23 protein-coding genes are annotated in these 26138 nt (G+C 41.6%); 7 read left to right on the top strand and 16 right to left on the bottom strand.

The window, feature by feature from the left end; translation table 11 throughout:
* Positions 1-158: IS3 family transposase (locus tag ABD873_RS13340; protein ID WP_345069258.1), on the top strand; the 158-nt coding region annotated here is incomplete at its 5' end.
* 73 nt (positions 159-231) lie between these two features.
* Here the strand turns inward: ABD873_RS13340 and ABD873_RS13345 are convergent.
* From ABD873_RS13345 to gcvP, 7 genes are all read right to left on the bottom strand, one after another.
* Positions 232-966 (bottom strand): zinc ribbon domain-containing protein, encoded by a 735-nt coding sequence (locus tag ABD873_RS13345; protein ID WP_039053428.1) that lies wholly within the window; start codon positions 964-966, stop codon positions 232-234.
* On the bottom strand, positions 966-2063 hold the full coding sequence (locus ABD873_RS13350; protein ID WP_345069104.1) for a Nif3-like dinuclear metal center hexameric protein: 1098 nt from the start codon (positions 2061-2063) through the stop codon (positions 966-968). Before ABD873_RS13350 ends, ABD873_RS13345 begins: the two co-directional genes overlap by 1 nt.
* Positions 2064-2078: 15 nt before the next feature.
* Positions 2079-2537, bottom strand: coding sequence for a hypothetical protein (locus tag ABD873_RS13355; protein ID WP_052258703.1), 459 nt, complete (start codon positions 2535-2537; stop codon positions 2079-2081).
* Positions 2537-3286, bottom strand: a complete 750-nt coding sequence (locus ABD873_RS13360; protein ID WP_345069106.1) for an alpha/beta hydrolase — start codon at positions 3284-3286, stop codon at positions 2537-2539. Before ABD873_RS13360 ends, ABD873_RS13355 begins: the two co-directional genes overlap by 1 nt.
* 18 nt (positions 3287-3304) lie before the next feature.
* Positions 3305-4015 carry an SAM-dependent methyltransferase gene (locus ABD873_RS13365; RefSeq protein WP_345069108.1) on the bottom strand — a complete coding sequence of 237 codons (711 nt, stop codon included), beginning with the start codon at positions 4013-4015 and terminating at the stop codon, positions 3305-3307.
* A gap of 38 nt (positions 4016-4053) precedes the next feature.
* A complete protein-coding gene (locus ABD873_RS13370; protein WP_345069110.1) occupies positions 4054-5070 on the bottom strand; it encodes a PorP/SprF family type IX secretion system membrane protein in 1017 nt (338 codons plus the stop codon).
* 118 nt (positions 5071-5188) lie between these two features.
* Complete coding sequence (gene gcvP / locus ABD873_RS13375; RefSeq protein WP_345069113.1) at positions 5189-8053, bottom strand: aminomethyl-transferring glycine dehydrogenase; 2865 nt, start codon at positions 8051-8053, stop codon at positions 5189-5191.
* Positions 8054-8366: 313 nt separating this feature from the next.
* On the opposite strand from gcvP, the gene ABD873_RS13380 reads away from it, so the two are divergent.
* The 3 genes from ABD873_RS13380 (at position 8367) to ABD873_RS13390 (ending at position 11222) form a co-directional block, all read left to right on the top strand.
* A complete protein-coding gene (locus ABD873_RS13380; protein ID WP_345069115.1) occupies positions 8367-9284 on the top strand; it encodes a dimethylarginine dimethylaminohydrolase family protein in 918 nt (305 codons plus the stop codon).
* Positions 9281-10195, top strand: a complete 915-nt coding sequence (gene ctlX / locus ABD873_RS13385) for a citrulline utilization hydrolase CtlX (RefSeq protein ID WP_345069117.1) — start codon at positions 9281-9283, stop codon at positions 10193-10195. Before ABD873_RS13380 ends, ctlX begins: the two co-directional genes overlap by 4 nt.
* Before the next feature lie 91 nt (positions 10196-10286).
* Complete coding sequence (locus ABD873_RS13390) at positions 10287-11222, top strand: hypothetical protein (protein WP_345069119.1); 936 nt, start codon at positions 10287-10289, stop codon at positions 11220-11222.
* Positions 11223-11300: 78 nt separating this feature from the next.
* On the opposite strand, the gene bshC is transcribed toward ABD873_RS13390, so the two are convergent.
* The 9 genes from bshC to ABD873_RS13435 all read right to left on the bottom strand — a co-directional run bounded on the left by bshC (position 11301) and on the right by ABD873_RS13435 (position 21394).
* Positions 11301-12890 carry a bacillithiol biosynthesis cysteine-adding enzyme BshC gene (bshC, locus tag ABD873_RS13395; protein ID WP_345069121.1) on the bottom strand — a complete coding sequence of 530 codons (1590 nt, stop codon included), beginning with the start codon at positions 12888-12890 and terminating at the stop codon, positions 11301-11303.
* A 159-nt stretch (positions 12891-13049) separates the two neighbouring features.
* Entirely contained in the window at positions 13050-14363 is a 1314-nt protein-coding gene (locus ABD873_RS13400; protein ID WP_345069123.1) for a nicotinamide mononucleotide adenylyltransferase, read from the bottom strand.
* A gap of 86 nt (positions 14364-14449) precedes the next feature.
* Positions 14450-16294: a fimbrillin family protein gene (locus tag ABD873_RS13405; protein WP_345069125.1), complete on the bottom strand. Its 1845-nt coding sequence runs from the start codon at positions 16292-16294 to the stop codon at positions 14450-14452.
* Positions 16260-16442 carry a hypothetical protein gene (locus tag ABD873_RS13410; protein WP_345069127.1) on the bottom strand — a complete coding sequence of 61 codons (183 nt, stop codon included), beginning with the start codon at positions 16440-16442 and terminating at the stop codon, positions 16260-16262. The genes ABD873_RS13405 and ABD873_RS13410 overlap by 35 nt, the downstream gene beginning before the upstream one ends.
* A 311-nt stretch (positions 16443-16753) precedes the next feature.
* The gene (locus ABD873_RS13415) at positions 16754-17299 is read right to left on the bottom strand and encodes an NUDIX hydrolase (protein WP_345069129.1); all 546 of its coding nucleotides are present in this window, start codon (positions 17297-17299) and stop codon (positions 16754-16756) included.
* A gap of 2 nt (positions 17300-17301) precedes the next feature.
* Complete coding sequence (locus ABD873_RS13420; protein ID WP_345069131.1) at positions 17302-19041, bottom strand: phospho-sugar mutase; 1740 nt, start codon at positions 19039-19041, stop codon at positions 17302-17304.
* Between the two features lie 71 nt (positions 19042-19112).
* Positions 19113-19754, bottom strand: coding sequence for a hypothetical protein (locus ABD873_RS13425; RefSeq protein ID WP_345069133.1), 642 nt, complete (start codon positions 19752-19754; stop codon positions 19113-19115).
* A gap of 1 nt (position 19755) precedes the next feature.
* Positions 19756-20625 (bottom strand): SDR family oxidoreductase, encoded by an 870-nt coding sequence (locus tag ABD873_RS13430; RefSeq protein ID WP_345069135.1) that lies wholly within the window; start codon positions 20623-20625, stop codon positions 19756-19758.
* A 1-nt stretch (position 20626) separates the two neighbouring features.
* A complete protein-coding gene (locus tag ABD873_RS13435; RefSeq protein WP_039053911.1) occupies positions 20627-21394 on the bottom strand; it encodes an enoyl-CoA hydratase/isomerase family protein in 768 nt (255 codons plus the stop codon).
* 168 nt (positions 21395-21562) lie between these two features.
* Between ABD873_RS13435 and ABD873_RS13440 the strand changes: the two genes are divergently transcribed.
* From ABD873_RS13440 to ABD873_RS13450, 3 genes are all read left to right on the top strand, one after another.
* Positions 21563-22129: a sigma-70 family RNA polymerase sigma factor gene (locus tag ABD873_RS13440; protein ID WP_345069137.1), complete on the top strand. Its 567-nt coding sequence runs from the start codon at positions 21563-21565 to the stop codon at positions 22127-22129.
* Positions 22130-22180: 51 nt separating this feature from the next.
* Entirely contained in the window at positions 22181-22963 is a 783-nt protein-coding gene (locus tag ABD873_RS13445) for a hypothetical protein (RefSeq protein ID WP_345069139.1), read from the top strand.
* Between the two features lie 67 nt (positions 22964-23030).
* Positions 23031-26138, top strand: a complete 3108-nt coding sequence (locus ABD873_RS13450) for a SusC/RagA family TonB-linked outer membrane protein (RefSeq protein WP_345069141.1) — start codon at positions 23031-23033, stop codon at positions 26136-26138.

The following is a 26138-nucleotide window of genomic DNA, read 5'->3' on the forward strand; positions in this document are numbered from 1 at the left end:
TAAAATCTGAACTATTCTATCTCAAAAAGTACCATGAAATCGATGAACTTAAACGGGATATAAAGAACTACATTGAATACTATAACAACGATCGAATAAACCTCAATCTAAAAGGAATGAGCCCGATAAAATATCGAGCTCATCACATAGACAATTAATTTTTAACTTTGTCCAACTTTTAGGGTGCACTTCAATCAGCTTTACCTCTCTTCATATTGAAATACTACAAAATTACTCTTCTGAAGCAATCTCCTCATCCACAATGATGCGACCGCAGTGCTCACAGATAATCATCTTCTTGCGCAGACGGATTTCAGACTGCATCTGTGCTGGGATTTTGTTGTGACAGCCAGAGCAGCTATCACGCTCGATAGAAACAACCGCCAAACCGTTACGAAACGAACCGCGAAGCTTGTTGTAAACTTTGAACAAACGCTCTTCAATATTTTTGCTTGCTTCCTCCGCTTTTTGCAACAAAGCATCTTCTTCGATTTTAGTCTCAGCAGTGATAGTCTCTAACTCTTGCTTTTTGACTTCCAATTCTTTTTGAGCGAACTCTAAGTTGCTTTGTGTCTTTTCGTAAGCTTCAGTCTTGTTTTTGATCTCGAATTCTGCTTCACGGATACGTTTTTCACACACCTGAATTTCAAGACCCTGGATTTCTATTTCTTTTGAAATAGCATCATACTCACGGTTATTTTTAACCTCGTTCAACTGTGCTTCGTATTTTTTGATCGCCGCCTGAGCGTCTTTGATCATATTTCTACGCTTCACAATTGAATCTTCTAAATCATCTAATTCCGTTCTGATTTTACCAAGACGAGTTTCTAACCCAGCAATTTCGTCTTCTAGGTCAGCTACTTCCACAGGCAATTCGCCACGTACTTGACGGATTTTATCTATTTTGGTGTGGATCGATTGTAATGCCCACAACGCTTTTAATTTTTGTTCTACGGTTTGTTCCATTAACTGTAGTATTTTATTGGATTTGTATCTATCTCTGTCAATAGGACAGCAAAGTTAACAAATTTTTTCCGAATTATATCCAATAATAATTCTTGTGTAAATTGTTCTGACTCAAAGTGTCCTATATCGGCAATGATAATATCATCTTCTGCGTCGAAGAACTCGTGATATTTGTAGTCTGCCGTTATGAAAATGTCGGCGCCAGAACGTTTGGCCTCTCCCAGAAGAAAGCCTCCAGCTCCACCACATACAGCTACGCGGCTTATTTTTTTGTTCAGCAGCTTGGTGTGGCGTATGACCTTAAGGTTGAGCTTCTGCTTCAGGTAAGCCAAGAAATCTTGTGCATCCACCGCTGTCTCTAAGTTTCCGATCACGCCGGCTCCCACATATTGTAATTTATTGTCCAGCGTAACGATATTGTAGGCTACCTCCTCATAAGGGTGAGCCGCCAACATGGACACCACAACTTTACGTTCGATATGTTGTGGAAAAACTACCTCAATTTTAGTCTCTTCGACACGCTCCTGAGTACCCACCTCTCCTATTGCGGGATTCGCGCCCGCCAATGGTCTAAAGGTTCCATAGCCCGCTGTATTGTAACTGCACTGATCGTAATCACCAATACTGCCGGCCCCTGCTTCGAAGAGCGCCTGACGCACATCCTCCACGTTTGCACGTGGAACATATACAGCCAGCTTCTTCATAATGCCTGATTTGGGGCTCAAAATAGCTGCATTTAAAAGCCCTAGCTTTTCGGCAATCTTTGTGTTTACTCCACCTAAGACATTATCCAGATTAGTATGGATAGCATACAGCGCGATATCGTTTTTTATAGCTTTAATAACCGTGCGCTCTACATAGGTTCTGTTGTTGAATCTCTTCAATCCTTTGAATACTATAGGGTGATGAGAAATGATAAGATTACATCCCTTGCGGATGGCTTCATCTACCACTTCCTCCGTACAGTCCAAGGAAATCAAAACCTTATTTACCTCATCGTCTGGATTTCCTACGATTAAGCCCGAGTTGTCATACGACTCTTGATAGGCTAAAGGCGCAACACTCTCCAGATAGGATGTTATATCTTTTATCTTCATGCAATCTACTTTAACTTATCCTTCTTCTACACCATTTCTCAACAGTTCGCGATGTTCTTTTACTTTAAGGAAATAAAGAAAAAGAGCGACCATGTTTAAGATAAAAAGCACAAACCCAATGAACATGGGTAGCGGAAAATTGTAAACTAAAAACGTGCCAGCAAAGAAAAAACCCATCTTCTGGGTCGGATTCTCTTCTACTGCCTGCTTTCTGTCGTAAAATTCATTGTTCAACGAATCCGTAAGTCTCCTTACTACCACGAAATTCCAATATATATTGAAAAAGGGGAGCAACAGAAACCACACCTGCCCACGAGCAAGACATCGGTTTTCTTCTTTAATCAGCTGCAATGTCGAATCTGCCATCATGCAGAAAAGAATTAGCAGCACCAATCTTATCACAAAAGCCAAAAAAATGTAAGGAGCGTAAGGTAATATAGCTTGAAATTCGGGACTATTGAGTATCTCTTCCATTACTTCTCTTCTAACAATATAGCTACTAACTCATTAAGCTTATCAATCTGCGGATTATGGGAAGCTTCCAACTCCACTATTTTCCAGTTTCTTTCTTTTGCCTTCTGATAAAAACGATAAAATTCGTCTTTTTCTTTACCTCCCTTATCGGATTCGTAAGTGAAAACATATGTTATGGGAAGTTTAGAAAGTCTGTCCATCGAAAAGTTCAGCGGCTGAATGAAACTTGCCAGGGGATGAGGCACATCGCGTGGTGTTTTTGTCGTATCCCTAACCCAAGCTGGAACGACTCTACCTCCTTCTATGGCAAGGGAACGCTGGGTATTGGATTCATCCATGCCCATGCTCTGCACTAATGACTGCCCTTCGCCAGGAACAACAGCGTCCAGATATACTATCTTTTTTATCCTTTCAGGGATGCTGTCCGCCACCCCGGTCACCACCATACCGCCATAGCTGTGTCCCACGAGGATTACCTCTTTGAGATCTTCAAAAAGAATGGTATTTACCACATCTTTAATGTGTGTTTTAAGATCTACAGACTCCGTATAAAGGTGATGTCTTTCGCCAAGCCCTGTCAAGGTTGGTCTGTACACCACCTGCCCTGCTGCTTGCAGTTGCTGCGCAGTTTTCTTGAACTGCCAGGCGCCACCCCATGCGCCATGCACGATAACATAGGTAGACTGTCCCTGAGCCCCTCCCAAGGTTACAATCATCAACACCAGGGTAAGAAAATATTTTAAACGCATAAATAAAAATACAAATACTTATGCAAACAATAAAAATATCGCCGGAATCTTATGTAAATCGACACTACTACTTTTCCATTCTGCTACCGTCTTTGTTAAGATAGTTTGATTGGGAGCGGTAAGGTTGGCTGCCACACACAATTTGGTAGAAGGCTTGGCCACACGCAAGAGCTCCGCTAACAGTTGATTGTTTCGGAAGGGTGTTTCAATGAATATCTGCGTCATCCTTTCTCTCATGCTTTGTACCTCGAGTTCCTTGATTTTACGTGTTCGTTCCCCCTTATCGATAGGCAGATATCCATGGAAAGTGAATTTTTGTCCATTGAAGCCTGAAGCCATCAAAGCAAGCAGAATAGAACTGGGTCCCACCAAAGGAATTACCTGTATCCCCCGGCGATGGGCCTCCATAACCACCTCTGCTCCCGGATCTGCTACAGCAGGACATCCGGCTTCCGACATAAGGCCTAAATCTTTACCTTTCAACACGTTGGCAAAAACTTTATTATAATCCACCCCCTCACGGGCATGCTTTCCATAGTCATGCAGGATAAGCTGGCTTTGAGGGATGGCCAAGCCCGCAGCTTTCAAAAACTTACGTGCCGTCTTCTCATTCTCTACAACATATTCGTCAATCTTATTGATGATGTCATGGTGAATAAGCGTATAGGACAGTTTCTCCGCCCCTTCTGCCAAGGGCACCGGAATTAAATAAAGTTTGCCTTTTTGCATAATATGCAAACCTAAAAAGAAATATCGACAAATGAGGGTTAAAAATATTTGGGTTTGGTAAAAGGTGTGGCTTTAGTATGTCCAAAAGGAACTCCAATGGAAAGCTCATGTGTCCCGCCATTCATCCCCGCAATCCTGTTAAGATTGTATTCAAAAGAATAACCTATCCGCAGCTTCGAAGGGGTATGAAACTGCAACAACAAAGCTATAGAACGGAATGTGCTGAACTTCGATAAAGTCTCTTCACTGTAATTACGACCGAAGAGTTTGGTTCTTGTACGATATGCCATGCCCACCCAAAATTTCTCATCAAAAATGGCCATAACGTTGACATCTAAGGACGTAGGGGTCTCCAAGTCATCTTTTATCAACAAACTGGGTCTGAACACCCACCCCGCATACATAGGAAGGGCTGCTCCCACCATAAAATAGGCGTGCGTATTCCTATACAGCCCTTCTAAAGAATTTTGATTGAACACAAAGTCCTCTCTGCTGTCAGCATCAGAAAAGAGGTCATACACCGCTATACCAACATACCACGATGGACTATAATAGAACGCTCCTAGCCGAATGTCGGGTCTCCATGTTGTGATAATTCCTTGCGGAACATATGGATCTTCTTCATCTATATAGGTTAATTCCCGACCATTAAGACTATATTGTGTCCATCCTCCTGCGAAGCCCAGACTTAGCCTTTGGGAATCTTCGGCATCAACCTGCAGGCGTAGAGCATAATTCACAAAAAAAGACGACGCCGATTGTACTCCTATCTTATCGTAGCTTAACACTACCCCTGCTCCATGCCGCTTATATTCTCTATCCAGAATGCCATCTACCGACAGGTAACCCGACCGTGGTGCACCCTTCACGGAAGTCCACTGGCTTCTCAATCCCACCTGTCCGTACCAATCTTCCTTATACCCTGAATATGCAGGGTTAACACTTGAGGCATTAAATACATGTTGTGCAAAAGGAATATACTGTTGTCCATTTCCCGACTTTGGAAAGGATAACAAAACAAGAATGCCACAAACCGCCAGCCCCAAAAATCTCATGAATACTTAGTTTATAATTGATATACTATCAAATATACTATTATTACAGCAAGATTGGTAACAAACAAAAGCGGCAGTATCTTGATACTGCCGCTTCGTGTATGAATGGTTTTTACTTTTATGCATAAGCTTCTACAGGAGGACACGAACAGATCAGCATACGGTCTCCCTGAGATTCATTCACACGACCTACCGACGGCCAGAATTTGTTAACCTTCAAATAAGGAAGTGGATAAGCCGCCAACTGGCGTGAGTAAGGACGATCCCACTCGTCCGCAGAAACTACCGCTGCTGTATGTGGTGCATTTTTCAATACATTGTTTTTCTGATCTACCTCTCCGGCTTCTACGGCCGCGATTTCTTGGCGGATAGCGATTAAGGCATCACAGAATCGATCTAATTCGGCTTTGGATTCAGACTCTGTAGGTTCTATCATCAATGTTCCGGCCACAGGGAATGAAACTGTAGGCGCATGGAAGCCGTAATCCATAAGACGCTTAGCAATGTCAGCCACTTCGATACCTACATTTTTGAATGCCCTACAATCCAAAATCATCTCATGTGCACAACGCCCGTTTGCTCCTGCATACAATACAGGATAATGCTGCTCCAAGCGCGCTTTGATATAGTTAGCATTCAAAATCGCTGTTTTTGTTGCTTCTGTAAGTCCTTCTGCGCCCATCAAAGCAATGTAGGCATGCGAAATCAACAGAATAGATGCAGAACCGAAAGGAGCTGCCGACACCGCTGTGATTCCTTGTTCCGAAGAAACGTTAACCACGGCATGGTTTGGCAAGAAAGGAACAAGATGCTCAGCCACGCCTATAGGACCCATACCAGGACCACCACCACCATGAGGGATACAGAACGTCTTATGTAGGTTCAGGTGACATACATCGGCACCGATAAATCCTGGACAGGTAAGACCTACCTGTGCATTCATATTGGCACCGTCCATATACACCTGACCGCCATTTTCATGGATGATATTACAGATTTCTATAATAGACTCTTCAAATACGCCGTGAGTAGATGGATAAGTAACCATCAATGAGTTAAGGTTGGCAGCATGCTCTGCAGCTTTAGCTTTCAAATCCTCCACATCGATATTACCTTTATCATCTGTCTTTACAACCACTACCTTCAATCCTGCCATAGAGGCCGAAGCTGGGTTTGTTCCGTGAGCTGAAGCAGGAATCAAACATACGTTACGGTGACCTTCTCCACGGCTTTCGTGATACGCACGAATCACCATCAACCCTGTATATTCTCCTTGTGCTCCCGAGTTGGGCTGGAAAGACATCTTAGCAAAGCCAGTGATTTCACACAACCAGTCGTTCAACTCATTGATAAGCTGCATGTAACCCGACACCTGATCTACCGGAGCAAAAGGATGCAACCTTCCGAAGCGTGCCCATGTTACAGGAACCATTTCCGTAGTGGCGTTCAGCTTCATAGTACATGATCCCAAAGGAATCATAGAATGACACAACGACAAATCTTTGGCTTCTAAAGATTTGATGTAACGCAACATCTCGTGCTCCGAATGGTACGAGTTGAAGACAGGGTGTGTCAGATAAGAAGAAGTACGAATCAATTCCGCAGGGATCGAGGATCCTAACTCTTTTTCTAAGCTTTCCCAATCCAATTCATCCAAGGTTTTTCCTTTGATTTTGGCAAAAACCTTAACAATAGTCTGAATATCTTGGTACGTCGTTGTCTCATCGATAGATATTCCTACCACACCATCATTGTAGTAGAAGTTCATCTCATTATTGAGTGCTTCAGCCTTTAACGTTCCTGCTTGCTCTCCAACATTGAAACGTAACGTATCGAAATAAGTTTTATTAGTTTGTTCGTAGCCCAAAGCTTGAATGGCTTTGTCTGCTAGCTTTGTCAAGTCGTTGATACGTGTGGCGATATTTTTTATGCCTTCTGGGCCGTGGTAAACAGCGTAGAAAGAAGCCATGATGGCCAAGAGAGCCTGAGCCGTACATATGTTTGACGAGGCTTTATCACGGCGGATATGCTGCTCACGTGTCTGCAAGGCCATACGCAATGCATAGTTGCCACTAGAATCTGTCGTCACGCCGATAATACGTCCTGGAATATTTCTCTTATAAGCTTCTTTCGTAGCGAAAAATGCGGCATGAGGACCTCCGAAGCCCATAGGAACGCCGAAGCGCTGCGAGTTGCCTACCACTACGTCAGCACCCCATTCTCCCGGAGGAGTCAACAAGGCCAGCGCCATCAGGTCGGCAGCAACACATACAGTAATATCTTTAGCATGTGCAGCTTCCGCTAAATTTTTATAATCGGAAATGGTACCGTCTGCTGCAGGATATTGCACAAAAACAGCAAACACATCGTCCGCCAAATTGGCTTCCGCAACATCTGCAATACGCAATTCAATACCGAAAGGAACCGCTCTCGTCTTCAACACATCTAAAGTTTGCGGGAACACATTCGGCGACACCAAAAACACATTAGCATTTTTGTTTTTGCGTGCAGCATAAAGCATATACATAGCTTCCGCCGCCGCCGTAGCCTCATCCAACAGTGAGGCGTTGGCTATCTCTAAGCCGGTGAAGTCTGAAATTACTGTTTGGAAGTTGAGTAATGCTTGTAATCGTCCTTGCGCAATCTCCGCCTGATATGGCGTATATTGGGTGTACCACCCTGGGTTTTCAAACACATTACGCTGAATAACTCCAGGCAATACGACATCATAATAGCCCTGACCAATGTAAGATTTGAAAATTTTATTTCTTTCTGCGATTTGGGCAATCTTCTCTAGGTAAGCTACCTCACTCAGTGGCTGAGGAAGATTCATCGCTTTTCTTCTGATTTGAGCCGGAACAGTCTGTTCGATCAACTCTTCTAAAGAAGCTACACCAATGACCTTTAACATTTCCTCGGTCTGTGCAGCGTCCGGACCATTATGACGATCCTGAAATTTTTCTTGATAGTGTACGTTACTCATTACGCTTTATAATTGCAAGAACTTCTATTTAACTCTCTGAAAACAAACTATTTTCTTTTGAAAAGAATTTTATTGAATGCGCAAAGATACTCATTTTTAGACACTTTTCCGGACGATAAGTTCTATAACCAAATATTTTACAGAGCTATTAACCACTCTCCGATTTTATTATAAAAAATTTAGGGCTAAATGGGCATTTTTTAAAATATTTTACGCATTCCTTCCTTCTATAGAAAGGTTTTCAATTCTTTCCTTATAAGAAAAAAATATAGCGTTAATTACGTAATTTAGTGATATCAGAAATACCGATTATATGCTTAAACTTAACGTAAAAAATGAAACATCAACCCTTAAGAAAGTTGTTTTAGGCATTGCTAATAGCAATGGACCTACACCTACACCCGAAGAGGCTTACGATCCAAAATCGCTCGAACATATCTTAGCTGGCACATATCCTCTGGAGCAAGATATGGTAGCGGAAATGACAGCCTTTGAGAAAGTATTGAAAAAATATGGTGTTGACGTACTGCGCCCTAGAATTATCCCCAATCTCAACCAAATCTTTACCCGAGATATAGGCTTTGTCATCGACGATTGCTTTATTAAGTCCAACATCTTACCGGACAGAGCTGAAGAATGGAACGCCATAGATTATATCATAGAGCAAATCGATAAAAGCAGGTTTATCATCCCTCCTGAAGAAGTACATATCGAAGGAGGAGATGTCATCCTTTGGAATGAATATATTTTCGTGGGATGCTATTACGGAGAAGATTATTCATCCCTAAATACTGCTAGGACCAATCGTGCGGGGGTAGAGTTCTTAAAAGAGCTTTTCCCTCACAAAAATGTAATAGACTGCGACTTGATAAAATCTATGACCGACCCAAGGGCCAATGCCCTACACCTCGATTGTTGTTTTCAGCCGGTAGGATACGACAAAGCCATCGTCTTCAAAGGGGGCTTCAGAGATCAAAAAAGCTATAACATTATCCGGGAAATTTTCGGTGAAGAAAACCTTTTTCATATTTCAGCAGATGATATGTACGAAATGTACTCCAACATTTTCTCCATCTCCCCACAAGTGGTGGTTTCTGAAAGAAACTTCCATAAACTTAACACATGGTTAGAAAGTAACGGGTTAATTGTGGAGAAAGTGCCGTACTACGAAATAGGAAAGCAGGAGGGACTATTACGCTGTTCTACTTTACCTTTAGTTCGGGAATCATGAAGCAGACAACATCACACATTTTAATGGTAAGGCCGGGCTCTTTCAGAACCAACGAAGAGACGGCCGTAAATAATTTTTTTCAAGACCAAACAAACGAAGAAAAAAATGCTAATGGATTGGCACAACAGGAGTTCGACAACACGGTAGATATTCTCAGATCTGAAGGAATTGAGGTCTTCGTCCTTCAAGATTCGGGAGAATACGACACTCCAGACAGCTTATTTCCTAACAATATCATTTCTTTTCACGGTGATAGAGCTATTCTCTACCCCATGTTTGCGCCCAACAGACGGCGCGAACATCTCTTACAACCTTTAGCCTTCCTGAAAAGTCAAGGAATCAGCTATTCCGAAGTGTTGGATTACACTCCATTTGTAGAAGAAAACCTCTTTCTAGAAGGTACCGGGGTGCTTGTCCTTGACAGGATAAACCGAATCGCCTACTGCTCACTCTCCGAACGGGCTAACGAAGAGCTCGTACATCTATTCTGCAAAGACAACGAGTATATCCCTATCATATTTCACGCTACACAGCTGATAGATAACAAAAGAGAACCCGTCTACCACACCAATGTGATGATGGCATTAGGGACAAGTTTCTGCGTAATCTGTCTCGACAGCATCTTGGCCGAACAAGAAAAAAGCAAAGTCATACAGGCTTTAATCAACACGAATAAAACCATCATCACTATCTCCGAAGCGCAGATGAATCATTTCTGCGGCAATATTCTGGAGCTACATAGCATTGATGGCCAACCTCTTATAGTAATGAGCGAACAAGCATATAAAACTTTCACCAAAGAGCAAAAAGATCAACTATCTCTCTTTGGTAAAATAGTCACAGCCCCCATCTATACCATAGAACGGCTCGGGGGCGGCTCACTTCGCTGTATGATAGCTGAAATTTTCTAAGCAAATCTTAAGGATTAAGGGGTAACAATTTTATCCAAACCTTTATATAACGGTAAAGAAAGACGTTATTAACCCTTTAAACTTTAAGACTATGAAAAAGATGTTACCAATACTCGGAATTTTATCACTCTTCATCGGATTTGTCTCTTGTTCTAACGACACCGTGACAGAGCCCATCTATTCTCCATCTGGAGAGGCATTAAAAAATCTTTTTGCAAGCAACTTGGAAGCTATAACGCAAGAAGACGTCTTTGATGCGAGTGAATTATATACGTTCACATCCGAAAAAGGAGTAAAAGTAATAATCAATGGAGCCTGCCTCAAAAAACAAAACGGAGATCCTGTAAGCGGACAGGTACAACTCAAATACATTGAAATTTTCGACAGAGGTACCATGTTGGCTACCAACAAACCTACTGTAGGCCTGCTCAACGGCGAACCTCACCTTTTGACTTCAGGTGGAGAATTTCTGGTAAAAGTATATCAGAATGGAGAAGAGCTAATTACGGACTGTGGGTTTACCATCCATGCTCCTACCAGCATCACTGGCGGTACAGACAACGACATGGAGGTTTTTGCCGGAACTATAGATGCCAACGACAACCTGTTTTGGGAAAATATTACTCAAACTACAGATTTTTGGATAGGCTTCAACCAAGCTTCCAACGAGGAAGCCTACAACGCCTTCGTAAGCAATTTCGAATGGTTTAATTATGACAGATTTGTAGACTTGGGACAAGGTTTCACCTACGTTACCTTTCAGACACCTGTGGGCTTCAACAGCAGCAACAGCTATATCTTCATGGCCGCCAAATCTAATCCACATGCCTTGGCTTATGCCAGCACCAAAATGCCTATAGGAACTGAAGTGTACTATATCTTAGTATCGGAATACAATGGTGGCTTCAAATATGCTGTCAAACCTGTAGCGACAATCTCTCCTAATCAGATTATAACCTTCACTTATGCCGAACTGCAAGACGGAAGCATACAACAGGTTATAGATGCCATCAACAATTTACCTTAATGTTCATACATATTCTACACCTAGCACTACGAGACCCCTTCACTGCTTTGCAGCTGGAGGGGTTCTTCCTTCTTCCTGCTAATATAGAATCGTAAACTTGAATTCCAGAGGGTTAAAATGCTTGATTAGCTCTCTTACCAAATCATCACCATATTTAATATAAAGGGTAGCAAAATTTTCTGATCGCTCCTGCAGCCCCCCATTTGGGAACAGCTTATCTTTAAGTCTTTCGATCTGAATTAAAGCCTCTTGATGATTACGCTTATCAGCCTTCAGCAGCTTCTTTTCCAAATTATTAATGGCCTTTTTCAGGCGGGCCTTTACCGCATCCGTACTTGGCGCCAGACTAGCATCAATCTTATGGGCACGCAGCTTTATCTTACCGAAGATAGCGTTAAACTCCATCCATTCATCCCTCAAGTTGAGTCTGTGGGTGGTATGCCTACGCACGTATTCATTTTGGAGTGTGGCGGTAGGTTTAAAGATAGATTTAAAGGTAAGGTCTAGACGATAAATCTTACTTGCCACCGTATCATCCGTAATCATTGCCGAATTTCGGGGAACAAGAATAGGGAAAGGAACCTTATACTGATCAAAGTTAGCTTTGAGCTGCAACCAATATACAATCTCAGCTCCCCCTCCGATATATGCTAGATTGGGCAAAATTAACTCTTGATATAGAGGGCGCATGACCACGTTAGGACTGAACCGCTCTGGATGCCTAAAGATTTCAGCCACAAGCTCTTCCTCTGAGAAAAAGATATCTCGATGCAACACCTCATACCTGCCGTCTTCTCCCTTCACAATACGCTCTCTAAATTCATCCGTCAGATAGAAAAAATTGCATTCACGAGCATGTACCTGTGTGCCAAAACCCTTCTCTTCCAGTAGTGCTGAAGTTTTCGATATCGCATGGAAGCTTTTCTCTTTCAGAATATCTTCTTTTATAATCGGAGCGAAAAGCTCTTTGAGCTCTTTACGATCGGCATCAACAATGATTAATCCGTACTCTTTGAATAGAGCGTTTACTAATACACGAGTGGCCTCTGCCAGGCTGCGCCCTCGAAGATAGGCCTCTTCTACAATAGAAGCGAGCTTCAAAGAGTTAGGAGAAAGTCCCAGCATACCAATATATTGACGCACTACGGCCTCCATAGTATCGGTCTTCATTCTTCCGGTAGCTGAAATACCAGGAACATCCCACACTATCTTTTTGTTATAAACCCGCGTATTGTTTATCTCCTCGAAGTCATGATCTTCCGTGGCCATCCAATATACGGGCACAAATTCCTTCTCAGGAAACTGCACCTTCAGATCCTTTGCCAGACGAATGGCCGTGACAATCTTAAAGATAAAATATAGAGGTCCGGTAAAAATATTTAGTTGATGTCCTGTCGTAACAGTAAACGTGTTGTCTTGAGCAAGCAACTCTATGTTTTTTGCCACTTCAGGAGAATCCTTCAGCAACTCTCCGTATTGATCTTTTAGGGAGGAAACCAAAAGTTGTCGGTTAGCGAAAGAAGACTTACGTTTCATCTGATCGGCAAAGCCGTCAAAATTAGGCGCATTGCCATAAAACTCTTTCAGGCCTTCATCTGCAGCCAGATAAGCTAATAACGTTTTCGAAAAACTATTGGTATCCTTATAATCAATGTAAGTTGCTTTCATCCGAAATTTTTATAATCTCAACAAAAGTATAGTGTTTTGGTATAGAATTTACAGAAAATTGCAAAAAGTACTTCTTTCTATAGAAATTATAGCGAAGATTTGACAAAAAAGCCTTCGAGAGATTATCGTCGAAGGCTTTCTTTTTCAGGGTGAATACCGCTACACGGTCTTCACATATCTTTCGTCATAATTTTCTATATCTACAATGTATTTGTTCTGTATAAGGAAGTCGTATAATGGCTTAGCTTCCTCTGACACTTTAAGATTTTTTGCTGTCACAATCTTATTTTCCTTCTTATTCAGATAAGGATAAGCATATAGCTTTACGTTGGTGCTGAACATACCTGAAATGTAAGACAGCAATTCGTGCGTATAATTATCTTTGTTGTAATTATCCGAATTAAAGATATTTCTGAGGTTGGAAACGTTGGTAGCAATTCCCACATTCCCCGGTTTGAAGTTTTTGAAAAATTCCGCTAAGTGATTATTTCGGCGGAAGTTGGACACCAAAATGTTGTTTCCTGTAGCGCACAGCTCTTCGGCTCTGTCGGCAAAATATTTCAGATCATCGATAGTCAAATCCGATTCTTCATCCAGCACATTGCCCATCAGTACCTCAATAAGTACAACGGTATTTTCCTGCGTTGCCCCTGCATCCCTTTTAAACTGCTCCACAGCAAGGTTGAACAGATCGAAGTTAGGCAGCGATTTCTGACGGTATTTGGTTCGCAATACAACGATATTTTTTTTGTATAAGAAATCTTTAATCTGTGCCGCTTTGCCATCCGGCTTAAACAGAGCTGCTTTTGAGAAACCCTTAGCTATAAGATATAAGTTTACCAATCGTTCGTTTACATTTTCGAAAACAGGACCTGTAAGCTTAATAAGGTCTATTTCCACTGCTCCTACGGACAGATTGTCCACCAACGATTCGATCATGGTTTGTGGGTCATGGGCATAATAGTATGCCGCAAAGACAAGGTTAACCCCCAAAATACCAAGCACCTTAGCCTGAAGGCGGTTGTCGGAGTCCAATAAGCGGACGTGCATGATGATATCATTTGTAGGACCTCCCACTTCTGACTGAAAACGTATGCCTAGCCAGCCGTGCGGATCATTGGTTTTTGTAAAGTTTAGGGTGGTTACAGTGTCTGCAAAGGCGAAAAACTTTTTGTCTTTGTATTTATCAGTATTCAGCCTTTCGGTAAGAAGAGAAAATTCGTGTTCTAACATTTTACGAAGACGCGTACGGCTTACATATCGTCCAGATTCTTCTGCCCCGTAAATAGCATCCGAAAAAGCCATGTCGTATGCGGAGATGGTCTTTGCAATAGTCCCCGAAGCAGCCCCCGCCTCAAAGAAATTTCTCGCCACTTCCTGTCCGGCCCCAATCTCTGCAAAAGTTCCATAAATCGCCGGATCAAGGTTAATTTTCAAAGCCTTGCGCTTCGTTTCGAATATCTCTCTTGCCATGGCGCAAAGATAAAAAATAAGCGCCAATTTGTGCTTATCGCAACAAAATTAGCGCCTATTTATAGGTAATATATAGATTCTAGCTCTTAATAAACCGGTTCTCTTGGAGTAGTATTAGCATCCCAGTTTTTGTTCCTTGTACATCTCACATTCATAAAGTTTGATGAAAGAATATTAATCCCTAATAAATCCAATTCAGCTAAAGCTCCTACACCTACAACAGCATAAGATCTGCCTGTTAAACTTCTAGACCCATGATATGACCACGCGCCTACACTGGTATTCAATAACGGAACATCTAGCAAATCTTGTCTAGTCCACATTCCCGACATCGTATTATAAGAGCTACCCAAATTCAAAGAAATCAAGGAGCCGTTAACGAAATTTAAAAGGTCTACTACCACATGTTCTCCATTAAACGGGAATTGAATGTTATTTGCTGCCGCAGAAAAATTAGAGTTGCTTGGAGCATTAACATCGGTATATTTTATATATCTTCCGCCTGGAGTCTCATTCGATATCTGGGTATAAGAAGGTGTGTTAGTTAGTATACTTCCAATGTTGGTTAATAAATTTGTCAATAGCCCAGAAGAGGCAGTTATGACATCATATTCCTGCTGAGTTGCTGTTTTCCATCTTCCAGCCGGATAAATCAATGAACAAGGATCTTTAGGGTTATTATCTCTTTCTGCAAGACGTAAAGGAATATGTCCTTTAAAAGAAAAGAAGGTGGCAGGATCTTTAGTCTGTATATTGTCAGGATACAACCTATATCTATGATCACCACTGTTAGCATGCATATATAGGTTCGATCTAGCCCATTCAATAGGAGTTCCGCCAACACTTCGATAAACAATACCCGACTCTAATAAATCCACTTTCAGCAATACACTTTTTCCTGCTTCAAGAGTATTATTGAAAGAAAAAGAAATAATTTTACTTGGTGATGCTAAGTCTCTTGTAACCTCTAAAGGAGATATTGTCTCACCAGGTAGCGCCGCAGAAAATAAAGAAGGATTGTTACGTACCTTAATCTGCAATCCATTACTTTGAATGGAAGCTACCGGTCCTGTCACAACAGTATGAAAGAATTTACTTCTCTTCCGGTATGGACCATTTACATCTTCGAAATCATCTGTGGTTAGTACAGGAAGACTTACATCCGTGGCGGTTCCCTCTATAGTTCCACTTTGTAGGTTGAAGTTAGCTGTTTTCACTAGACCTGATGGAAGAGTGATACTTATAGCAGAAATTTCATCCGCATTAGCCCCGCGTCCATCTATTTCTAGTTGGATTCTGGCTGTTTTACGCTTAAAGCTAATATGAATAGGTTTGTTGCTAGTAAAATCTACTGTGATTTCTCCAGAATCATACATAAAGTCCTTATTTTCACCCATAGGAACCTCGACCTCTCCTGGAGCTGTAGCAATAGGATCCGGAGTATTATAGGTATAGGCATACCATTTATAAGTACCACCATACTCTACACGTATTGTATCTGTTGGCGAAACGGCCTGGCCGGACTCCCTATCTAATGATTTTACATGAATCTGGTTTCCACTTTCAACTTTAAATACTTCTATACGGTACTTCACATTCTGCTCTAGCGGTGTTGCTCCCTTCTTGCCTTTACTATCTGCTGCCGGAAGAATATTATCCTCTACAGAAGTTAAAATTTCATACTCTCCATATGAAGTAAGCTGAACTTTATCCTTTTTGTCTTGCTGTGCAGACGCTAATAAGGAGGAACCCTCATCGATGCCGAGGACATCAAAGAATATAGCGCTTTCCCCATCACTATCGAGTGATTTATTTTCCTTTCTACAACTCCATGTTGTAACAGTCACCCCGAAAACTGCAAATAAAAAGAAAAGACTTCTTAGGGGCTTTAATGTCTTAGAATTCATAGTCATGGTTATTTGTTTCTTCATTCCAGTCTTCCGTTTCAGGTTGATAATTTGTGTTAGGGTTTCCAAAACCAATGGTAGATGATGTACTGGCTATATTATCCTCTAAGTGTACAAGATAATACGCAATGTCGGGCTTTTCATAAAGCCGCTTTTCCGTCTTATTAGTCATAATTAGTTACTTTAAAAAACAAACCTAATTTATACAACTGATTAATACGTTTTATTAATAATAAAAACAGTCTCTGCTAAAAATAAACTTGGTTAGCTTGAATAATATTTAAGTTTTTTCAATCGGTACTTTGTATGTAAACAACTCAACAAAAGAATTGTTTGTCTAATATCATTAATCAAAACAACTTTTGTTGATTTATGGTATAAAAATATTAAGTTTAAAGCAATTACACAAACGAAAAACAACAATTTTTTATTTATTATTGAAACGCAACAAAATATTGCTGTTCCTCAAAAAAAACGATAAGCTTAGTTAAAGTAACCTAGTGTATGGAGAGTATAAAATAGAGCTGAGCAGTGGAGAGACTGGCCAATCTTATTATCCCACAACATCTTTTTAACCTCATCGACTGAAAGTTCCACCACTTCAATATCTTCGGAACTGTCCAGTTGTTGCTCTTGCACCTTCTTACCTCCTTGGAGAAGGTAAGTATAAGTTAAGTTGCCGCTTGTTGCCGGGTTGGCATACAGCTTACAGATATACGTAATAGTATCGAAGGCGTAGCCTGTTTCTTCTAACAACTCTCTTCTGGCCGCCTCTTGTGGATTTTCACCTTCCTCTACGACTCCTGCCGGAAGTTCCAGCATGATTTGCTGAGCGCCATGACGGTATTGCCTCACCATTAAGATTTTTCCATCCTCCGTGAAAGCAACCATATTGACCCAGGAAGGATACTCCAGAACATAATATTCTTCTTTCACGTATCCGTTGGGCAACTGTACTTTATCTACCCGTAAAGTTGCCCAAGGCCGTTGAATAATATATTTAGAATCGAGTATTTTCCACTTCTGCATGCTTATTCTTTCACGATATCAGCCATTATGTTTTCCACCTTTTGTTCCAATTTGGCTGCTACTGACTCATACTGTGATTTATCAAGTAGGCTTTCTTTTACTGAACAATAGAACTTGATCTTTGGTTCTGTTCCCGATGGCCTGGCAGAGATCACATCTCCATCTATCGTAATAAACTGAAGCACGTCGGATTTTGGAAGATCTATCTTTGTGATTTCATTGGAGTTGAGGTTCGTTGCTTCCAAAGCCAGATAGTCCCTAATTTCTGCTACTTTCACCCCACCCAAGATTTCAGGCTTATTTTCACGCAGATTTTTCATCATCTGCTTGATCTCATCGGCCCCTGCTTTCCCTTTTTTGGTAAGTGAAATTAATTTCTCTTTATAAAACCCATATTGAACGTATAAGTCTAGAAGCACTTCAAAAAGCGTTTTTCCTTGATTTTTGAAGTAGGCCGTCATCTCTGCAATAAAAGCACAGGCATTGACCGCATCTTTATCTCTTACAAGGTCTCCCACCAAAAATCCATAACTTTCTTCTCCCCCTACGAGATAGTTTTCCTGTCCCAGCTTTTGGGTCATCACCTCCCCGATATATTTAAAACCTGTCAGGGTTTCGTACGACTTCACGTTGAAGCTTTCGCTGATATCCGTAATAAGGTTTGTAGTAACTATGGTTTTAACGATATAATCGTTTTCCTTCAATAAACCCTTATCCTTATACGAAGAAAGAACGTAGTACGTCAACAAGCTACCGATCTGGTTGCCGTTGAGCAGCTGGTATTCTCCATTGCTATTGCGTACCGCCACGCCAACGCGGTCGGCGTCAGGGTCTGTAGTCATGATAATATCTGCTCCTACTTCCTGACCTTTTTTCTTAGCAATAGACATAGCTTCTTCCTCTTCCGGGTTCGGATACACTACTGTAGGGAAATTGCCATCGGGAGTTGCCTGCTCTTCCACCACCGTAACGTTGGTGAAGCCCCATGTTTTCAACATTTTAGGTACAACAGTGATTCCTGTCCCGTGAATCGGCGAATAAACGATTTTCAAGTCTTTCTGCGCGGCTACCGCCTCAGGATGTATACTCAGACGCTTGTTGGCTTCCACATATATATCATCGAAAGACTCATCTATCAACGTTATGTTCTCCGGAACTCTTTCAAATTTTATTTCCGCAACGGATTGGATGGCATTGACTTCAGCAATGACATTTTTGTCGTGTGGAGGTACCAGCTGTCCGCCATCATTCCAATAAGCCTTATAGCCGTTATATTCCTTCGGATTGTGTGAAGCTGTCAACATCACGCCGGCATGGCAACTGTAATGTCTTACGGCAAAAGAAAGCATAGGCGTAGGACGCAGCTGCTCAAATAAAAAGACATGGATACCATTAGCCGAAAAGACATCGGCAACCAGATGGCCGAAACCTTGCGAATTGTTGCGGCTGTCGTACGATACCGCAACCTTGATCTGTTCGTTCGGAAATTGCTTTTTAAGATAATTGGAAAGTCCTTGTGTGGCTTTTCCAATAGTATATTTATTCATGCGGTTGGAGCCTACTCCCATTATTCCTCGCAGTCCTCCCGTTCCAAATTCAAGCTCTTTATAGAAAGCGTCTAACAGTTCTGATTCCTGGTTGTCGTCAATCAGCTTTTGAACTTGTGCGACTGTTTCTTCATCATATTCATTAGTCAACCAACTATCAATACGAGATTGGGTCTCTTTATCCAATATACTCATGACCTTATTTTTCTTTTTCGATACAAACTAAACAATAAAAATAGATTTCTCCGATTTATAGAACGAAAATTTTATGCATCGCACCCTGCATAGGCTCGATCCAATGTTGTGACGTACCATTTACCTTGGTATTTTCTCACATGAAAGATTAGCGGCTCTGTGGTTGTCAATATCACACGATAGCTTTCTTGCTCTCCTTTTTCCAATATCACAAGGTCTTCCTCCGAAAATTTATCTTCATCAAATTCATCTTCAAAAGCCGCAATATTGGATAGCTGGTTAGGATGTGATGTGGTATCGCAGAAAAAGCCTGTCTTATCCCATTTTTCTGTTCCACAGTCGAAAGTAGGAAGCTTCTCATAGGTCAACACATAATCATAAGTTATGTCTGGATAATCAAACACTTCGGGCACAGGCCTCGAAAAATCAAGGCTATCAAGGCGAACGAAAGTGTCGGCAGCTCCTGGTCTGTAGATGATATAAATACCTAGGTCAGGATGTATCAACGCATTAGCTTTTGCATTGTCCTTGCTAGCATAAGCTCTTACAAAACGGGTAATGACATCCGAAAGCTCATTTTGCTCTTCTACCGTTTGAGGTGACACCACAGTCACAGAATCCTTTTTCTCCTCCTGACTTTTATTTCCTTTCTGGTTACACGCACCAAGTACAAAACTTAATATAGAAAGTCCTACTATCCAGTTTTTTATCATTTTATCTATTGTTTTGACGTATTGTACGTTCTATCTGATCCCACATTTCGGCGGTAATAGCCTCCATACCGTTCATCTGACCGGCACCTTGCAACCATTCTCCTCCGTCGATGGTAATGATTTCCCCATTGATATATGTTGCAAAATCCGACACCAAAAATGCGGCCAAATTTGCTAATTCCTGATGTTCTCCCACACGTTTTAAAGGAACTCTATTTTTAAAATCAAACTTTTCGGCTAGATCTCCCGGCAGCAGTCTGTCCCATGCCCCCTTTGTCGGGAAAGGTCCCGGCGCGATAGCGTTGCTGCGAATGCCATACTTCCCCCATTCGGCGGCCAGTGAGCGCGTCAGGGTCAAAACTCCCCCCTTTGCTACTGCAGACGGTACGACATACCCTGAACCCGTGAAAGCATAAGTCGTTATGATATTCAAAATGTTGGCCGGCAGCTTTTTTTCGATCCATTTTTTGCCGAACGTCAAAGAACAGTTGACCGTCCCCTTCAGCACAATGTCAATGATCGTAGAAAAAGCATTGGCCGACAGCCGCTCTGTCGGAGAAATGAAATTTCCGGCGGCATTGTTGACCAATACATCCACAGCACCAAAATTATCTACACTTTCGGCATACAGCCGTTCCACCTCTTCAATGTTCCGAACATCACAGCTTACGGCCAATACCGAATTATGGGTCTTCTCCTCGATTTCTTTGGCCGTGTTTTTCAGAACCTCCAGTTTCCTGCTTGTAATGACAATGTTTGCTCCTAACTCCGAAAAGTAAGTCGCCATAGCCTTGCCCAAGCCTGTTCCTCCTCCCGTCACCACGACGGTTTTTCCCTTAAGGGCATTTTCCTTTAACGCTCCCTGTACCATGTTAATTCTTTTTATGGGTAAGATTATCGATTATTGTCTTCATGATGGATCGCGTAGTTGGACGCCACCATTGTTCCAATACTTGATTGACCACTTCCGTCTGGTCCTTAGAAAACTCTTCGATAAGCTGACTTCTGAGGTTCAGCTTTGAAGACCTCCAAGACTGCTGTTCATATTGTGTCAATGATTTGATTTTCTTTGCGGCAGCATTCTGTATACGGTTGAACGCCACCACTTCATCCACCAATCCTATTTCCAGAGCCTCCAAAGGCTTGAACAGCTTACCTTCCAACAGATTTTGATAAGCTTTTCCTTCCCCTATCCAAAAGCTGTATAGACGGAAAATGCTGTAAGGAACAACAATCCCTACCGGTATTTCGTTGAGACCGATGATAAAATCGCCGTCCGCCATAATGCGATAGTCCGAACATAAGGCCAATACACAGCCACCAGCAGGACTATGACCTGTAATCGCCGACACCACGGGCTTAGGAAATGCCACCAACTGAGCCACCAAAGCGATAAACGCATTCCAAAAATCCCTCATTTGCGCTTCGTCATATTGATAAAGTGTAATCAAATCCAGACCTGAGGTAAAAAAATTCTCTTTTCCACTGAGAATCAATCCCTCCACGGAAGTGTCTCGAGCAGCCTCCTCCAAGGCTTGTGCTATTTCTTGAATCATCTCCAGGTGCATGGCATTAGACTTGCCTCGGTCCAGCATAAGATGATAAATATGATCGTCGATTTTGGTTCTGATAAAGTCCATAAGTTTATAATTTTTATACAAAATACATAAATTTTAGCAATTAGTCCCGCTCTTCATTCCCTATACAAAACATATCGTTTTACAAAAAATGAAAAATTAAACTAATAATTTTTGAATTTTATTTACCTAATTTCCAATTTTTTATATTTTAGCTAGCCAAACCAAAAAATGTCAGCGAAAAAAATAAATGAGGCCCAACTGATTCCTCTTTTGAAAAAAGGGGATGGCAGTGCTTTTGCCCTCATTTATGAATATTACGCCCCTGTGTTATGGAGCTTTCTCGAAAAGTTTAACCTCCCTCATGTCGACATTGAAGACAGCATTCAAACCACCTTTATCAAGCTATGGGAGAACAAAGAGAAAATCGAAGAAGGAAAACCGTTAAAAAACTTCCTCATGACGCTGGCTAAAAATGACATCTACAACAGGGTGAAACGTAATATCATCGCACAGAAGTACCTCAACAACCTTATTCCGGAAGAAGAAACGGAAATGGACAATTCCAAGGAATTGCAAATGATACTACTTAGAATTCTGGAAAGCCTTCCCGAAAAAAGGGCTACCGTTTTCCGGATGAGCCGTCTGGAAGGTCTTAAAAACGATGAAATAGCCAAAGAGCTGGGCATTTCCAAAAGTACCGTAGAAAATCATATCAACAACTCCTCTTCCCTCATTAAAAAGATTTTAAAAAACTTGGGATTCAACTTGTTGTGTCTTTTTTCATTTTTTTCTTAGGTGCAAATCCACTTTCGATTGTATAGTGTATAGATAGCAAAGAAAGAAAACGTGGAAAAACAACTGTTGGATAGATATTTTTCCAATCAATGTACGGAAAAAGAGAAGGAGCTTGTAGAAAATTGGATTTTAAACAAAGATAACCAAGCCCCATTTGAGCAGTATATCCAAGACCGCTGGGACACTTTCGATATAGCAGAAACTGTTACTTCCACGCCGGTGTTTTCGCTCAGAAAAACCTTACTTAAAGTCGCTGCCGTAGTTGCAGTTTTAGGTTTTACAGGTTTACTTTCCTATAAAACACTGAATAACAACCATATTGATTCAAAACATTTACATGTAATAAACACATCTACCAAACCATTAACCCCGGAAACGGGACCTAGTACTTCTCCTCAAAAGGGAGAAGTACTTTTTTTGCCAAAAGAAGAAAAGAAAGTCATTGCCAAAACAAAAACTATCAGTAAACCTAACCTTCAAAACCAAGACCATAAACCTTCAAAAGATGATAGTGTAAAGGTAGCTTCGCTAAAGGCAACAAAAATCCAGTATATAAAAATAAACGAAAAGCTACTAAGCGAATTGAGTTCACAGATAGACTCGAATAAGCTTGTACTAACCATGAATATGAACGAGGAGCGGTTTAAAGAAATTTCTACCCTTCTAAAAGACAAATATCACATTGTCCTAGTGCCTGTATCCGAAGGAGGAGAGAAAAATCTGTATGCCGCAAGATTTGAAAAAACCGATATCGCAGATTTATTGAAAACCATGCAAACAAAAATGGCTTTTACTTATGATTTGAAAGACTCTGTCTTGTTTATTAACCTATAATCTGTCATCAATCTACAAAGATTGTCCTCATATAATCACCTAAACAAAAACCTAAACAGTATTACGAATGAACAAACTATTCAAATCGAGAATTGGAGGAAGTGTTTTAGCCGTAACATTGCTATCCTCTTCCCTTTTGGTTCCCGAACGTCTTTACAGTCAGGTTCCTATGACGCAGGTAAAGGCAATGACAAAAATTATAGGAATTGTCCTGGACGAAAACAAGGTTCCTATTCCTAATGTGTCGGTAACTGTAAAGGGCGATGCAAAAACAGCTACTATCTCTAATGACAAAGGAGAATTTATTATCTCTCCTACGCAAGACAATGTAACTTTAGTGTTCAAAAGTGTGGGCTACGCCACCAAAGAAGTGGTGGTAAACGAAAAGACAAAGCTGCCTTTGGTAGTAATCCTACTATCTGCAAATGAAAAAATCGACGAAGTGGTGGTTACTGGTTATAGCAGACGTTCGAAAGAAAGCTTCACGGGCAGCGCCTCGACTTTTTCTAAAGAAGACCTATTACGTGTAGGAAACAAAAACGTGCTGCAAAGTCTCCAAAATCTAGACCCTTCTTTTGTGTTGTCCGAAAACCTATCCTTAGGATCAAACCCTAATGCTTTGCCGGAAATACAGCTTCGCGGACAAACGGGTCTTGACGACATCCGCGGGGAATATTCGGGCAACCCCAACGAACCTTTGTTTATCCTTGACGGTTTCGAAGCGAATCTGCAGAAAATCTTCGACCTCGACATGAACCGCGTGGCATCTATCACCATCTTGCGCGATGCTGCCGCAAAAGCTATCTACGGTTCGAAAGCCGCCAACGGCGTCGTGATCATTGAGACTATAGTCCCTGCAGAAGGAGCTATGCGTGTCTCCTACAACGCCAATTTCAACATCGAAGCGCCGGATTTGACCTCTTACCATCTAGCTAATGCCAGAGAAAAGTTGCAGGTGGAGCTCAATGCCGGTCGCTACACCTCATCCCAGCCGGTTTATCAACAGCATCTGAGAGAACAATACAATGCCATCCTTGCTGACATAGAATCCGGAGTAGACACCTATTGGCTTTCGCAGCCACTGCGTGTAGGCTTGGGCAACAAACATACCTTAATGCTGGAAGGCGGTTCTCCTTCCTTACGCTATGTGGTAGACTTCTCCTATAACAATAATATCGGCGTGATGAAAGGATCCAACCGTCAAAATACTGGAGGCTCAGTCAACTTATCATATCGCAGTGGAAAATTCAACTTCCGTAATATTTTAAGTGTCAATTTCAACAAATCAAACAACTCACCGTATGGTTCCTTCTCGGAATACACCTCTCTCAACCCATATTTCTCTCCATATGATGAATATGGAAATATGAAAAAAATCCTAGGAAACTATACGGCCACACCTAGCAGCTCGCCTTTCTATTATTATAATCCGCTGTATAATGCAACTCTCAACACCAAAAACTTCTCTAAATACAACGAAATCACGGAGAACTTCTATGCGGAATGGCAGGCTACTTCGGCGTTGAGGCTTACTGCACGTGTGGGCTTTACCTATAATGGCAACAACGCTGAAATTTTCCTTCCTGGCGACCACACACAGTTCGCCACTTGGACAGGAGAAAACTATTTCAAACGTGGCTCCTACTATATGAGCGATGGCGAAAGTTCCTCGCTAAGTACAGACGTCATCGCCAACTACACCAAGATGTTTGGCAAGCACCAACTCTTACTTAATGCCGGATGGAACCTCGCTTCCTTCGACTCACAAACTCACGGCATGACAGCATGGGGATTCCTCAACAACCGCGTAGATTTTATCACCTTTGCCAAACAATACGAAGAAAATGGTGTTCCTTCCGGCTCAGAAAGCATTCGCCACGAAGTGGGTATAGTATCTTTTGCTAACTACTCGTACGACAACCGCTACTTGGCAGACCTCAGCTACAGGACCAATGCCTCTTCTGTCTTCGGAGCCAACAACCGATGGGGTAACTTCTGGTCTTTCGGCTTGGGCTGGAACATCCACAACGAAAGTTTCTTGAAAAACAACAGAACCATCAATCAATGGAAATTGCGTGCTTCTTTGGGTTCCACAGGTAGCCAGAACTTCAGCCCTTACCAAGCTATGGCAACCTACTCTTTCTTTACACAAAGTACATATGACAACATCGCAGGTGCGTTCCTGAAAGCTTTAGCCAACAACGACCTTAAATGGCAGGAAAAATTCGATTATAATGTGGGTACGGATTTCCGCCTGTTCAACCGTATCAACGGTCGCTTCGACTACTATATTAGCAACACGAACAATCTGTTGATAGACTTTTCTTTACCTCCTTCTACCGGTTTTGCTTCCTATAAAGAAAACCTTGGCAAGGTGCAAAACCGCGGCTTCGAAGGATCTCTTAACTATGTAGTCTACAACAAGCCTCAAGCACAGTCTTATTTTGCTCTCTTCGGAAATTTTGCCACCAACAAAAACAAGCTTTTGACAATTTCTGATGCGTTGAAACAAATCAACAAAGAGCAAGACGAACTGGGACAATCTGAAACACTGTATTTACCGAAAATACGGTATGAAGAAGGCAAGTCGGTAAACGCTATATGGGCAGTACCTTCCTTAGGTATAGATCCTATCACTGGTAGAGAAGTGTTCCTGAAGAAAGATGGATCACAAACATACGTTTGGAGCGCTGACGACCAAATCGCCGTAGGAGTTACCGATCCTAAGCTACGCGGAAACTTCGGATTTAACATGGAATACAAAGGCTGGGGGTTGAGCACATCCTTCCGTTATACTTTAGGAGAAGATTATTACAATTCTACGCTGATTAACCGCGTGGAAAATGTAAATGTAGCATATAATGTGGATACCCGCGTGTTGAACCACACCTGGCTGAATCCCGGAGATCAGGCCGTTTTCAAAAGGATTACTGCCTCTCCGACAAAGACAAATCCTACCTCTCGCTTCTTACAGAAAAAGTCGGATTTGACCTTGTCCTCTATCAATGCCTATTATGATTTCAAATGGAAAAAACTAGCCAAATATCATCTTAAGAACCTGAAAGTAGGTTTCTACATGTCTGGAGCTTTCGTCCTATCGACTGTAAAGACCGAACGCGGAACAGATTATCCATTTGCAAGAACGTTTTCTTTCACCCTTCAAACCACCTTCTAA

Origin of the sequence: Sphingobacterium thermophilum (genome assembly GCF_039541675.1) — a bacterium.
GTDB classification, from domain to species: Bacteria; Bacteroidota; Bacteroidia; order Sphingobacteriales; family Sphingobacteriaceae; genus Sphingobacterium; species Sphingobacterium thermophilum.

What these genes read in the sequence shown, in the direction of transcription:
- ABD873_RS13345 (WP_039053428.1), bottom strand. Translation starts at nt 966, where the DNA reads ATGGAACAAACCGTAGAACAAAAATTAAAAGCGTTGTGGGCATTACAA.
- ABD873_RS13350 (WP_345069104.1), bottom strand. Translation starts at nt 2,063, where the DNA reads ATGAAGATAAAAGATATAACATCCTATCTGGAGAGTGTTGCGCCTTTA.
- ABD873_RS13355 (WP_052258703.1), bottom strand. Translation starts at nt 2,537, where the DNA reads ATGGAAGAGATACTCAATAGTCCCGAATTTCAAGCTATATTACCTTAC.
- ABD873_RS13360 (WP_345069106.1), bottom strand. Translation starts at nt 3,286, where the DNA reads ATGCGTTTAAAATATTTTCTTACCCTGGTGTTGATGATTGTAACCTTG.
- ABD873_RS13365 (WP_345069108.1), bottom strand. Translation starts at nt 4,015, where the DNA reads ATGCAAAAAGGCAAACTTTATTTAATTCCGGTGCCCTTGGCAGAAGGG.
- ABD873_RS13370 (WP_345069110.1), bottom strand. Translation starts at nt 5,070, where the DNA reads ATGAGATTTTTGGGGCTGGCGGTTTGTGGCATTCTTGTTTTGTTATCC.
- gcvP (WP_345069113.1), bottom strand. Translation starts at nt 8,053, where the DNA reads ATGAGTAACGTACACTATCAAGAAAAATTTCAGGATCGTCATAATGGT.
- ABD873_RS13380 (WP_345069115.1), top strand. Translation starts at nt 8,367, where the DNA reads ATGCTTAAACTTAACGTAAAAAATGAAACATCAACCCTTAAGAAAGTT.
- ctlX (WP_345069117.1), top strand. Translation starts at nt 9,281, where the DNA reads ATGAAGCAGACAACATCACACATTTTAATGGTAAGGCCGGGCTCTTTC.
- ABD873_RS13390 (WP_345069119.1), top strand. Translation starts at nt 10,287, where the DNA reads ATGAAAAAGATGTTACCAATACTCGGAATTTTATCACTCTTCATCGGA.
- bshC (WP_345069121.1), bottom strand. Translation starts at nt 12,890, where the DNA reads ATGAAAGCAACTTACATTGATTATAAGGATACCAATAGTTTTTCGAAA.
- ABD873_RS13400 (WP_345069123.1), bottom strand. Translation starts at nt 14,363, where the DNA reads ATGGCAAGAGAGATATTCGAAACGAAGCGCAAGGCTTTGAAAATTAAC.
- ABD873_RS13405 (WP_345069125.1), bottom strand. Translation starts at nt 16,294, where the DNA reads ATGAAGAAACAAATAACCATGACTATGAATTCTAAGACATTAAAGCCC.
- ABD873_RS13410 (WP_345069127.1), bottom strand. Translation starts at nt 16,442, where the DNA reads ATGACTAATAAGACGGAAAAGCGGCTTTATGAAAAGCCCGACATTGCG.
- ABD873_RS13415 (WP_345069129.1), bottom strand. Translation starts at nt 17,299, where the DNA reads ATGCAGAAGTGGAAAATACTCGATTCTAAATATATTATTCAACGGCCT.
- ABD873_RS13420 (WP_345069131.1), bottom strand. Translation starts at nt 19,041, where the DNA reads ATGAGTATATTGGATAAAGAGACCCAATCTCGTATTGATAGTTGGTTG.
- ABD873_RS13425 (WP_345069133.1), bottom strand. Translation starts at nt 19,754, where the DNA reads ATGATAAAAAACTGGATAGTAGGACTTTCTATATTAAGTTTTGTACTT.
- ABD873_RS13430 (WP_345069135.1), bottom strand. Translation starts at nt 20,625, where the DNA reads ATGGTACAGGGAGCGTTAAAGGAAAATGCCCTTAAGGGAAAAACCGTC.
- ABD873_RS13435 (WP_039053911.1), bottom strand. Translation starts at nt 21,394, where the DNA reads ATGGACTTTATCAGAACCAAAATCGACGATCATATTTATCATCTTATG.
- ABD873_RS13440 (WP_345069137.1), top strand. Translation starts at nt 21,563, where the DNA reads ATGTCAGCGAAAAAAATAAATGAGGCCCAACTGATTCCTCTTTTGAAA.
- ABD873_RS13450 (WP_345069141.1), top strand. Translation starts at nt 23,031, where the DNA reads ATGAACAAACTATTCAAATCGAGAATTGGAGGAAGTGTTTTAGCCGTA.